Here is an 11,422-nt window from a genome sequence, read left to right as displayed (position 1 = left end):
CACGGCCGCCGGCACCTCGCCCCTCCGCCCGGATCCGCAGCTCAGCCCCATTGTCAGTGCCGAGGTGCAGGATGGACGCATGGCGAGCTCCACGCACCGAGCCCTGGACGGCTTCTCCCCCGCGACCCGCGGCTGGTTCACGGGGGCCTTTTCCGCGCCCACGGCGGCCCAGGCCGGCGCGTGGCAGGCCATCGGCGAGGGGTCGGACGTCCTGGTCGTGGCCCCCACCGGCTCGGGCAAGACGCTGGCCGCCTTCCTCGCGGCCCTGGACCAGCTCGCCTCCACCCCGCACCCGGCCGACCCCAAGAAGCGCTGCCGTGTCCTGTACGTCTCGCCGCTCAAGGCCCTGGCCGTCGACGTGGAGCGCAACCTCCGCAGCCCTCTCACCGGCATCCGCCAGGAATCGGTCCGCCGCGGCCTGCCCGAGCCCGACGTCAAGGTGGGCATCCGCTCCGGCGACACCCCGGCCGCGGAGCGCCGGGCCCTGTCCACCCGCCCGCCGGACATCCTGATCACCACTCCCGAGTCCCTCTTCCTGATGCTCACGTCGGCCACCCGCGAGGCCCTGACCGGTGTGGAGACGGTGATCCTCGACGAGGTGCACGCGGTCGCCGGCACCAAGCGCGGCGCCCACCTCGCCCTCTCCCTGGAGCGCCTGGACGAGCTGCTGCCGAAGCCGGCCCGCCGCATCGGCCTCTCCGCCACCGTCCGCCCGGTCGACGAGATCGCCCGATTCCTCTCGCCGCGCGGCAAGGTGGAGATCGTCCAGCCGAAGTCCGGCAAGGAGTTCGACCTCTCCGTCGTGGTCCCGGTCGAGGACATGGGTGAGCTGGGCGGCTCCCCGGCCACCGACAGCGGTCCCGAGGGCGGCGACCGCCCCTCCATCTGGCCGCACGTGGAGGAGCGCATCGCGGACCTCGTCCAGTCCCACCGCTCCACCATCGTCTTCGCGAACTCCCGCCGTCTCGCGGAGCGCCTCTGCAACCGGCTCAACGAGATCGCGTACGAGCGCGCGACCGGCGAGCCCCTGGACGAGCACCACTCCCCGGCCGAGCTCATGGGCGGCTCCGGCGCCGCCCAGGGTGCCCCGGCCGTCATCGCCCGCGCCCACCACGGCTCGGTCTCCAAGGAGCAGCGCTCCCTGGTCGAGGAGGACCTGAAGGCCGGCCGGCTCCCGGCCGTCGTCGCCACGTCCAGTCTGGAACTCGGCATCGACATGGGCGCGGTCGACCTCGTCGTCCAGGTCGAGTCCCCGCCCTCGGTCGCCTCCGGCCTCCAGCGCGTCGGCCGCGCGGGACACCAGGTCGGCGCCGTCTCGACCGGCGTGGTCTTCCCCAAGTACCGCGGCGACCTGGTCCAGGCGGCGGTGGTCACCGAGCGGATGCGCACCGGCGAGATCGAGTCCCTGAGGGTCCCCGCCAACCCCCTCGACGTCCTGGCCCAGCAGCTCGTCGCGATGACGTCGATGGACACCTGGCAGGTCGACGACCTGCTCACCACGGTCCGCCGGGCCGCGCCCTTCGCCTCGCTGCCCGAGTCGGCGTTCACCGCGGTCCTCGACATGCTGGCCGGCCGCTACCCGTCCGACGCCTTCGCGGAGCTGCGCCCGCGCGTGGTGTGGGACCGCGTCACGGGCACCGTCACGGGCCGCCCCGGCGCCCAGCGCCTCGCCGTCACCTCCGGCGGCACCATCCCCGACCGCGGCCTCTTCGGCGTCTTCCTGGCCGGCGCCGACCCGAAGAAGGGCGGCGGCCGGGTCGGCGAGCTCGACGAGGAGATGGTCTACGAGTCCCGCGTCGGGGACGTCTTCACGCTCGGCACCAGCTCCTGGCGGATCGAGGACATCACCCGCGACCGGGTACTGGTCTCGCCGGCCCCGGGCGTCCCGGGCCGCCTGCCCTTCTGGAAGGGCGACCAGCTCGGCCGCCCGCTCGAACTGGGCCGCGCGGTGGGCGCGTTCCTGCGCGAGGTCGGCTCCCTGGGCAAGGAGGACGCCCGCCTGCGGCTGCTCGCCGCGGGCCTCGACGCCTGGGCCGCCGACAACGTGCTGTCCTACCTCGACGAACAGCGCGAGGCGTGCGGCCACGTCCCCGACGACCGCACCATCGTCGTCGAGCGCTTCCGCGACGAGCTCGGCGACTGGCGCGTCGTCGTCCACTCGCCCTTCGGTGCCCAGGTGCACGCCCCGTGGGCGCTGGCGCTCGGGGCCCGCCTGTCCGAGCGGTACGGCATGGACGCCCAGGTCATGCACGCCGACGACGGCATCGTGCTGCGCCTGCCCGACGCCGACCTCATGGGCCTGGACCTGCTGGACCAGGAGCCGGTGAAGCTGGGCACGGAGTACGACGCCGAGCAGGCTCCCGTCGGCGCCGGGGACGTGGTCTTCGACAAGGGCGAGGTCGACCAGGTCGTCACCGACCAGGTCGGCGGATCGGCCCTGTTCGCGTCCCGCTTCCGCGAATGCGCCGCCCGCGCGCTGCTGCTGCCCCGCCGCAACCCGGGCAGGCGCACGCCGCTGTGGCAGCAGCGCCAGCGGGCCTCGCAACTGCTGCAGGTGGCGGGCGAGTTCGGCTCGTTCCCGATCGTCCTGGAGGCGGTCCGCGAATGCCTCCAGGACGTCTTCGACGTCCCGGGCCTGGTCGAGCTGATGGGCGACCTGGAGTCCCGCAAGGTCCGCCTGGTCGAGGTCACCACCCCCGAGCCGTCCCCCTTCGCCCGCTCCCTCCTCTTCGGATACGTCGCCCAGTTCCTGTACGAGGGGGACTCGCCGCTCGCCGAGCGCCGCGCCGCCGCGCTGTCCCTGGATTCGCGTCTCCTCGCCGAGCTGCTCGGCCAGGCGGAGCTGCGCGAACTGCTCGACGCGGAGGTGCTGACCGAACTGGAGCGGGAGCTTCAGTGGCTCACCGAGGACCGCCGCGTCAAGGACGCCGAAGGCGTCGCCGACCTGCTCCGCCTCCTCGGCCCGCTCACGGCCGCCGAGCTGACCGAGCGGGGCGCCGAGCCGCAGTGGGCCGAGGAGCTGGCCCGGGCCCGCCGCGCGATCCGGGTCCGTATCGCCGGCGCCGACCACTGGGCGGCGATCGAGGACGCCGGCCGCCTGCGCGACGCGCTGGGCACGGCCCTGCCGGTCGGCGTCCCGGAAGCCTTCACGGAACCGGTGAAGGACCCGCTCGGCGACCTCCTCGCGCGCTACGCCCGCACCCACGGCCCCTTCACGTCGGCCACGGCCGCCGCTCGGTTCGGCCTGGGCGTGGCGGTCACCGAGGGCGCGCTCCAGCGGCTCGGGGCGTCCGGAAGGGTCGTCCAGGGCGAGTTCCATCCGGCCGGCATCGGCCAGGAGTGGTGCGACGCGGCGGTCCTGCGCCGGTTGCGCCGCCGTTCCCTGGCGGCCCTGCGGCACGAGCTGGAGCCGGTGCCGCCCGCGGCGCTGGCCCAGTTCCTCCCGCAGTGGCAGCACATCGGCCGGGGCCACACACTGCGGGGCGTCGACGGACTGGTGCGCGCCGTCGAGCAGTTGCAGGGCGCCTCGGTGCCCGCGTCCGCCCTGGAGAAGCTCGTTCTACCGTCCCGCGTCGCCGACTACAGCCCCGCCATGCTCGACGAGCTCACGGCCGCCGGCGAGGTGGTGTGGGCCGGGGCGGGCGCGCTCCCCGGCAAGGACGGCTGGGTCTCCCTGTACATGGCGGACGCCGCCCCCCTGCTGCTGCCGCCCCCGCACCCCCTGGAGCCGACGGCCCTCCACGAGTCCGTGCTCGCCGCCCTGTCCGGGGGCTACGGACTGTTCTTCCGCCAGATCGCCGACCAGGTGCGCGCCACCACGCACCCCGAGGCCACCGACCCCCAACTGGCTGACGCCCTCTGGGACCTGGCGTGGTCCGGGCGGCTGACCAACGACACCCTCACCCCGCTGCGATCCGTGCTCGGCTCGGGCCGCACCGCGGGGTCCACGGCCCACCGCGCCAAGCGCACGGTCCCGCGCGGCCGTTACGGTTCGCTGACCGCCGCCGCCCGTACGGCGTCCCGCAGCGGCCCGCCGACCGTCGCCGGCCGCTGGTCCCTGCTGCCGGCCCATGAACCCGACCCCACGGTCCGTGCGCACGCCCTGGCCCGCACCCTGCTCGACCGGCACGGCGTGGTCACCCGGGGCGCGGTCTCCGCGGAAGGCGTCGAGGGCGGCTTCTCGGCGACGTACCGCATCCTGTCCGCGTTCGAGGACAGCGGGCAGGCCCGGCGCGGCTACGTCGTGGAGGGCCTCGGGGCCGCGCAGTTCGCGATGGACGGCGCAGTCGACCGCCTGCGCGCCGTGGCCAACGCCCGCGACCGGGGCGAAGCCCTGCCCGGCCCGGATGCCGCGCACGCGCTCGGCTCCCCCCACGGCGACGGCATGCCCGGCGCCGCCGCCTTCGGCACCGCCCCCGAGGGCTTCTTCTCCCCGGCTGACGCTCTCGGCCCCTTCGACGACCACGCCTACCAGGGCGACGGGGCATACGGCGACGCGGACGGCGAGCCCCCGCTGGCCCATCCCGCGCCGGATGAGTACGTGTCGCCCAAGGATTACGCCGCGGCGGCAGCCGCCCAGGCACCGCCCTGGCACAACGGCGGCCCTTCGCCGTACGACCGCGGCTCGCCCGCACGCGGTGGCCGCGCCACCGCCGCCTCCCGCGCGGTCGTCCTCGCCGCCGCCGACCCGGCGAACGCGTACGGCGCGGCCCTGCCCTGGCCCGAGCCCCCGACCGGGGCCGGCCACAAGCCGGGACGCAAGGCGGGTTCACTGATCGTCCTGGTCGACGGCGAACCGGCGCTGTACATGGAACGCGGCGGCAAGACCCTGCTGGCCTGGCCCACCGACCAGGACGCCACCCCCACCGACGACCCCCGCCTGGGTGCCGCCGCCGAGGCCCTCGCGGCTGCCGCGCGCGCGGGCTCCCTCGGCACGGTCACGGTGGAACGCATCAACGGCGCGGCCGCCCTCACCTCACCCGTCGGCACGCTCCTGGAAGCGGCCGGCTTCATCGCCACTCCGAGAGGCCTGCGCCTCCGGGCGTGACCCGAGGCCCCCGAGCCGACGCCCCGCCGCGGCACCCGGCAGCTCCCGGCTCCCGGCTCCCGGCCCTCAGGAGTCGCCGCCACCCGACGCCCCCCGAGTGTCCCCCGGCAGAACGTGCCACCCTGAACCCATGCCCGAAGGAGACACGGTCTGGCAGTCCGCGAAACGCCTGCACACGGCGCTCGCGGGCAAGGTCCTGACCCGCTCCGACCTGCGCGTACCGAAGTTCGCGACGGCCGACCTCACCGGCCGCGCCGTCCTGGACGTCACCCCCCGCGGCAAGCACTTCCTGACCCGCATCGAAGGCGGCCTCACGCTCCACTCCCATCTCCGGATGGACGGCTCCTGGAGGGTGTTCGCGGCCGGCGCGCGCTGGACCGGCGGCCCCGCCCACCAGATCCGGGCCATCCTCGGCAACCCCGAGCACACCGCTGTCGGCTACCGCCTCCCGGTCCTCGAACTGCTCCGCACCGCCGACGAGGACCGAGTGGTGGGCCACCTCGGCCCCGATCTCCTGGGCCCGGACTGGGACCCCGACCAAGCCCTCGCCAACCTCCTCGGCGACCCGGCCCGCCCCCTCGGCGAGGCGCTCCTGGACCAGCGCAATCTCGCCGGCATCGGCAACGTCTACAAGAGCGAGCTGTGCTTCCTGCTCGGCGCGACCCCCTGGCTCCCGGTGGGCGCCCTGCCGGCCGACCGCGCCGCCAAACTGCCCGCCGTCGCGAAGAAGCTCCTGGAGGCCAACCGCGACCGCCCGATCCGCAGCACGACAGGCCGCCGCGGCCAGGACCTGTTCGTGTACGGCCGCGCGCCCCGCCCCTGTCTGCGCTGCCGCACCTCCATCCGCGTGGCCGACCAGGGCGACGGCTCCCGCGAACGCCCCACCTACTGGTGCCCCCACTGCCAGACGGGCCCGGCCCCGACACCGGGCAGCCCCGCCACGCGGCGGCACCCGGGGCAGGCCCCCACACCTCCCGGCAAGGCCCCCGCACCGCCCGACAAGGCCCAGTGACGTCAGCACAATTGACGACCCGTCAGAAAACCTCGTACCGTCCCAGCATGGCCGTACCGGCATACGACCTCACCGGTCGCACCGCGTTCATCACCGGCGCCGCGGGCGGCATCGGCCGCGCCTCGGCGATCCTGCTCGCTCAGGCGGGCGCCACCGTGCACTGCGCGGACCGCGACGCCCCAGGCCTGCACGAGACGGCCACCCTCATCAAGGACCGGGGCGGCGCCCCCCACACCCACCACCTCGACGTCACCGACCGCGCCCAGGTCAGGCGTGCCGTCGAGTCCTGCGAACGCCTGGACGTGCTGGCCGCGATCGCCGGCGTCATGCACAGCAGCCCGGTCCTTGAGACCCGCGACGAGGACCTCGACCGGGTCCTGGACGTCAACTTCAAGGGCGTCCTGTACGCCTGCCAGGAAGCCGCCCGCCTGATGCTCGCGCACGGCGTGCGGGGCAGCATCGTGACGATGGCCTCCGGAGCCGTCGACACCGGCGGCCCGGGACTGCTCTGCTACGGCGCGGCCAAAGCGGCCGTCGTACAGCTGACGAAGACGCTGGCCACCGAAGTGGGCCGATACGGCATCCGGGTGAACGCCGTCGCACCGGGCTGGATCCGCACGCCGATGACGGACCGCCACGACAGCGCGGCCCAGGCGCACACGGAGTCACTGATGGCACGGATGTCGCCCCTGGGCCGGGTCGGAGAGGCGGAGGAGGTCGCTCACGCGGTCCTGTACCTGGCCTCGGACGCGTCGGCCTTCACGACGGGCCAGATCCTGCGTCCGAACGGGGGTGTGGCAATGCCCTGGTAGCGGCCCCCCGGACCATCCGCCAGGCCGCCGCCCCGAGCGAGCCTGCCGCACGCCCCCCGGGCACACAGTGCACCGGCAGCAGGCTCAGCCCCCACCCCCCGGCCACGACCGCCCCCTCCAGCGCCCCCGCTTCGGGCGCCGTCGCCAGTCGCAGCACGGCCCACCACCACACCACGCCGAGCCCCAGTACGGCCCCCCAGCCCACTATTCGCCCCGCCATGGCCGTCACCTCCAGCTCGGCGCCAGAAACGCCGTCCTCATCTCCGGGGCGACGCCGACGACGCTAGTCGCGTGCCCTCGCGCCACGGGAGGGCGCACCCACGGCACAGGGGCGCACAGGCGCGGCAGCCACTGGCGGGACCAGGCGCACGCGCGACCGGCGTGCACGCCAGGTCAGCCGCTTCTCACCACGTCCGCCGGCCGTTCCTCAGAACGTCCGTCAGCCGCGTCACAGCACGTCAGCCGTTCTCGGCCTGGAACATCCAGTGGTGCTTCTCCAGATCCGCGGTGATCCCGATCAGGAGGTCCTGCGAGACGGGATCCGGCGCCTCGGTGGCGGCCACCCGCTCCCGCATGCGCCCGATCACGGCGCCCAGCGCGTCCACGAGCACCCCGACCGCCTCCGCGTCCCTGATCCAGCCGCCGGCCGTCGCCGCGATGCCGCTGCCCACGGCCACCGTCGAGGCCCGCCCGTCGGGTGAGACACCCAGCGCCGAGGCGCGCTCGGCGACCGTGTCGGAGTGGGTGCGCGCGCTGGTCACCACGTCGTCGAGCTGTAGGTGCACGCTGCGGAAGCGGGGGCCGACGACGTTCCAGTGGACCTGCTTGGCCACGAGTGCGAGGTCGATGAGATCGACGAGGGCACCCTGGAGCGCCTCGGCGACGGTCTTCAGATCCGCGTCGGACAGCGGACTTTTCACGACGTACATCGCACCTCCGTTGGGCCGGCCCCGTCATCTCCCTCCACGATGACCGCGACACCCCGGACCGGCAAACGCACCCAAACGGAACGTAAAGGATTTCCCAACACGCGAAAACCCCGACCGCTCCCCCGGGTCTCCCCGGAGAAGCCCCGGCCGGGGCCTCACACGTTCATGACTGTCACGGAGCCCGTGCGACGCGGCGGTGTGCCGCGCACGCGAGCCTCGCCTCAGGCGGCGACCACGTCCACCGCCTCGGCGGGCGCCTTGATGGTCACCCGTTCCGGTGGCACACCGGCCACCGACACGGCACCCAGCATCGGGCGAACCGGCGTGGGAACAGGCTCACTGGGGGTGGCCGCTGCAGACTGTGCCAGCTCGGCGAGGGCGAGCTCGTCGCTCACTTCCCGCATGAGCTCGGACATCCGTACGTCCAGCGCGTCGCAGATGGCGGAGAGCAGCTCGGAGGAAGCCTCCTTCTGCCCCCGCTCCACCTCGGAGAGATAGCCGAGCGAGACTCGGGCGGACGAGGAGACTTCGCGCAGAGTACGGCCCTGGCGCTGGCGCTGCCGACGCAGCACGTCACCCAGCAGGCGACGGAGCAGAATCATCGGTGGCTCCCTCCTCGGACCGCGTAGCCGCATCCTTCACGCCCCACCGTACCGCCTTGCGCTGCGGCCGTGCGGGGAGCGATGTCGTGTTCACTCAGGGCTGCAAACATCAAAACCCCCCGTTCCGTTCCGTATCCTGTGCCCGCTCATTCCCAGTGTGTTCGCTCGCAAGCTCCCTCAGAAGAAGCGCGAGTACGCTCCGTACACTCTCCATACGAATTTCCGCCCGCCGGCCGTTCAACCTCAGGGCCTCCACTTTTCCGCCACCGGCAGAACCCGCACCCGCCCCGAACGGGCCGTCCAGGGCGACGAAAACGGTTCCGACGGGCTGTCCGTCCTGTGGGTCCGGGCCTGCGACACCGGTGGTCGCGAGACCCCAGTCGGCGCCCAGCGCCTTCCGCACTCCGGCCGCCATCTGGGCCGCCACCTGCGGATCCACCGCTCCACGCTGAGCCAGCAGGGTGGCGTCGACGCCCAGCAGCTCGTGCTTGAGCTCGGTCGCGTACGCCGTCACCGATCCCCGGAAGGCCTTCGAGGCCCCGGCCACCGCCGTCAGCTCCGCCGCGACCAGTCCACCCGTCAGCGACTCGGCGACGGCGACGGTCTCGCCCCTCACCGTGAGTAGCCGTACGACTTCGGTGGCCGACGAACCGGCCGGGACACTCACCCTTGCGTCTCCTCCAACGCGGCCTTGCGCTCGGCGATTCCCTGCCTGCGCAGCACCATGGCCTGTCTCACATAGTCCAGCCCGGTCACCACGGTCAGGACGACCGCCGCGGCCATGACCCAGAACCGCAGGGTGGCCAGCCAGCCCGTGAGCGCCAGCACGTACATTCCCACGGCCACGCCCTGGGTGAGCGTCTTGAGCTTTCCGCCGCGGCTGGCGGGGATGACGCCGTAGCGGATGACCAGGAAACGCAGCAGGGTGATCCCCAGTTCCCGCCCGAGGATCACCGCCGTCACCCACCAGGGCAGATCGCCCAGCGCCGAGAGACAGATCAGCGCCGCACCCATGATCGCCTTGTCCGCGATGGGGTCGGCGATCTTCCCGAAGTCGGTGACGAGGTTGTACGTGCGGGCCAGATGGCCGTCGAACAGGTCGGTGATCATGGCGATGGCGAACGCCGCCCAGGCGAGCGAGCGCCAGGCGGGGTCGTATCCGCCGTCGGCCAGCATCAGCGCGACGAAGCCGGGGACGAGGAGCAGCCGGAGCATGGTCAGGAGATTGGCGACGTTCCAGACGCTGGCCTGGTTGACCGCGGCGGCCGCGATCTTCCCGCCGCGCACCGGCCTGGACTCCGGCTGCGCGCTGGTGGCGCCGGCCCCCGTGACACCCGCCTCCGCGCCGACCGGACCGACCGCGCCGAGCCCGCCCAGGGTCTCCGTGCCCGGCGAGGGGCCCTTCAGGGGTGCGCGCTGCGAGGAGGTCCCTTTCGAGGCCGCGGCCGTGCCGTTCGCCGGGGCGGGGCCACCCGCGGCGGACGCCGGTACTCCGGTCATCTGCCCGCCTCCTCACTGCCGGCCCTGCCGTCGGCGCCGGTCGCGGCGAACACCAGCGGCTCGGCCACCAGGTCGACACCTTCCGTGCCGACCACCTTCGCCTCGACCATACGACCGACGCTCAGCGTCTCGCCCCCGCTGAGCAGCACCTGTCCATCGGTCTCGGGCGCCTGGTGGGCGGCACGGCCGTAGGTGCCGTCCTCGCCGCCGACCGACTCCACGAGGACGCTCAGGGTCTCGCCGACGCGGTCCTCGGCCCGCTGGGAGACGAGCTCCTCGGCGAGCTGGGAGATGTGCGCGAGCCGCTCGGCGACGACGTCCTGGTCGAGCTTGCCGTCGTAGGTAGCCGCCTCGGTTCCCTCCTCGTCGGAGTAGCCGAAGACGCCGATCGCGTCGAGCCGCGCGCCGTTCAGGAAGCGCTCCAGCTCGGCCAGGTCCGCCTCGGTCTCGCCGGGGAAGCCCACGATGAAGTTGGAGCGCACGCCGGCCTCCGGCGCCTTGCCGCGAATGGTGTCGAGCAGCTCCAGGAAGCGGTCGGTGTCGCCGAACCGGCGCATGGAGCGCAGCACGGCGGGCGCGGAGTGCTGGAAGGACAGGTCGAAGTAGGGCGCGACCTTGGGCGTCGAGGTGAGCACGTCGATCAGGCCGGGCCGCATCTCGGCGGGCTGGAGGTAGCTGACCCGCACCCGCTCGATGCCGTCGACGTCCGCCAGCTCCGGCAGCAGCGACTCCAGGAGGCGGATGTCGCCCAGGTCCTTGCCGTAGGAGGTGTTGTTCTCGGAGACCAGCATGATCTCCTTGACGCCCTGCTCGGCCAGCCACCGGGTCTCGTTCAGCACGTCGCTGGGGCGGCGGGAGATGAAGGAGCCGCGGAAGGACGGGATGGCGCAGAAGGTGCAGCGCCGGTCGCAGCCGGAGGCCAGCTTCACCGAGGCGACGGGGCTGCCGTCGAGCCGGCGCCGCAGCGGCGCGCGGGGGCCCGAAGCCGGGGCGAGGCCCTGCGGAAGGTCCGAGGGGGCACCGTGTCCGGGCAGCGCCACGTCGGGCGCGGACTGCCGCTCGGCGGGGCTGATCGGCAGCAGTTTGCGCCGGTCGCGGGGGGTGTGTGCGGCGTGGATGCCGCCGTTCAGGATGGTCTGCAGGCGGTCGGAGATGTTCGAGTAGTCGTCGAAGCCGAGCACGCCGTCGGCCTCGGGGAGGGCCTCGGCGAGTTCCTTGCCGTACCGCTCGGCCATGCAGCCCACCGCCACGACGGCCTGGGTTCTGCCGTGTCCCTTGAGGTCGTTGGCCTCCAGGAGGGCGTCGACGGAGTCCTTCTTGGCGGCGTCGACGAAGCCGCACGTGTTCACGACGGCGACGTCCGCGTCCCCGGCGTCCTCGACGAGTTCCCAGCCGTCCGCCTCCAAGCGGCCTGCGAGCTCCTCCGAGTCCACCTCGTTACGGGCGCAGCCAAGGGTGACAAGTGCGACGGTACGGCGTTCAGGCATGGGCTCTAGACTACTTCGTCCCACGGACACCCC

The 11,422-nt window shown here is 73.5% G+C and carries 9 protein-coding genes; 3 read left to right on the top strand and 6 right to left on the bottom strand.

The features are described 5' to 3' along the window. The first annotated feature begins 79 nt into the window (after nt 1-79). The 3 genes from ACZ7LV_RS10495 (at nt 80) to ACZ7LV_RS10485 (ending at nt 6,871) form a co-directional block, all read left to right on the top strand. Nucleotides 80-5,047 carry an ATP-dependent helicase gene (locus ACZ7LV_RS10495; protein WP_471937842.1) on the top strand — a complete coding sequence of 1,656 codons (4,968 nt, stop codon included), beginning with the start codon at nt 80-82 and terminating at the stop codon, nt 5,045-5,047. 130 nt (nt 5,048-5,177) lie between these two features. Beyond that, complete coding sequence (locus ACZ7LV_RS10490; protein ID WP_471937840.1) at nt 5,178-6,059, top strand: Fpg/Nei family DNA glycosylase; 882 nt, start codon at nt 5,178-5,180, stop codon at nt 6,057-6,059. Nucleotides 6,060-6,106: 47 nt separating this feature from the next. Further along, entirely contained in the window at nt 6,107-6,871 is a 765-nt protein-coding gene (locus tag ACZ7LV_RS10485; RefSeq protein ID WP_471937838.1) for an SDR family NAD(P)-dependent oxidoreductase, read from the top strand. Here ACZ7LV_RS10485 and ACZ7LV_RS10480 read toward each other — a convergent pair. From ACZ7LV_RS10480 to rimO, 6 genes are all read right to left on the bottom strand, one after another. After that, nucleotides 6,819-7,091 (bottom strand): hypothetical protein, encoded by a 273-nt coding sequence (locus ACZ7LV_RS10480; RefSeq protein ID WP_471937836.1) that lies wholly within the window; start codon nt 7,089-7,091, stop codon nt 6,819-6,821. The genes ACZ7LV_RS10485 and ACZ7LV_RS10480 overlap by 53 nt on opposite strands. 238 nt (nt 7,092-7,329) lie before the next feature. Then, the gene (locus ACZ7LV_RS10475) at nt 7,330-7,800 is read right to left on the bottom strand and encodes a Dps family protein (protein WP_401678350.1); all 471 of its coding nucleotides are present in this window, start codon (nt 7,798-7,800) and stop codon (nt 7,330-7,332) included. A gap of 221 nt (nt 7,801-8,021) precedes the next feature. After that, nucleotides 8,022-8,402, bottom strand: a complete 381-nt coding sequence (locus ACZ7LV_RS10470; protein ID WP_471937834.1) for a helix-turn-helix domain-containing protein — start codon at nt 8,400-8,402, stop codon at nt 8,022-8,024. Nucleotides 8,403-8,511: 109 nt separating this feature from the next. Beyond that, nucleotides 8,512-9,069 (bottom strand): CinA family protein, encoded by a 558-nt coding sequence (locus tag ACZ7LV_RS10465; protein WP_471937832.1) that lies wholly within the window; start codon nt 9,067-9,069, stop codon nt 8,512-8,514. After that, the gene (pgsA, locus tag ACZ7LV_RS10460) at nt 9,066-9,902 is read right to left on the bottom strand and encodes a CDP-diacylglycerol--glycerol-3-phosphate 3-phosphatidyltransferase (RefSeq protein WP_471937830.1); all 837 of its coding nucleotides are present in this window, start codon (nt 9,900-9,902) and stop codon (nt 9,066-9,068) included. Before pgsA ends, ACZ7LV_RS10465 begins: the two co-directional genes overlap by 4 nt. Continuing rightward, nucleotides 9,899-11,389, bottom strand: a complete 1,491-nt coding sequence (rimO, locus tag ACZ7LV_RS10455; RefSeq protein WP_471937828.1) for a 30S ribosomal protein S12 methylthiotransferase RimO — start codon at nt 11,387-11,389, stop codon at nt 9,899-9,901. Before rimO ends, pgsA begins: the two co-directional genes overlap by 4 nt. Nucleotides 11,390-11,422 lie beyond the last annotated feature (33 nt).

It is taken from the genome of Streptomyces sp. NPDC107562 (assembly GCF_055657325.1).
This window is presented reverse-complemented; position numbering and strand designations above follow the sequence as displayed.

Bases quoted from the DNA above. Each gene is read 5' to 3' on its own strand.
- ACZ7LV_RS10495 (WP_471937842.1), top strand. From the start codon at position 80: ATGGCGAGCTCCACGCACCGAGCCCTGGACGGCTTCTCCCCCGCGACC.
- ACZ7LV_RS10490 (WP_471937840.1), top strand. From the start codon at position 5,178: ATGCCCGAAGGAGACACGGTCTGGCAGTCCGCGAAACGCCTGCACACG.
- ACZ7LV_RS10485 (WP_471937838.1), top strand. From the start codon at position 6,107: ATGGCCGTACCGGCATACGACCTCACCGGTCGCACCGCGTTCATCACC.
- ACZ7LV_RS10480 (WP_471937836.1), bottom strand. From the start codon at position 7,091: ATGGCGGGGCGAATAGTGGGCTGGGGGGCCGTACTGGGGCTCGGCGTG.
- ACZ7LV_RS10475 (WP_401678350.1), bottom strand. From the start codon at position 7,800: ATGTACGTCGTGAAAAGTCCGCTGTCCGACGCGGATCTGAAGACCGTC.
- ACZ7LV_RS10470 (WP_471937834.1), bottom strand. From the start codon at position 8,402: ATGATTCTGCTCCGTCGCCTGCTGGGTGACGTGCTGCGTCGGCAGCGC.
- pgsA (WP_471937830.1), bottom strand. From the start codon at position 9,902: ATGACCGGAGTACCGGCGTCCGCCGCGGGTGGCCCCGCCCCGGCGAAC.
- rimO (WP_471937828.1), bottom strand. From the start codon at position 11,389: ATGCCTGAACGCCGTACCGTCGCACTTGTCACCCTTGGCTGCGCCCGT.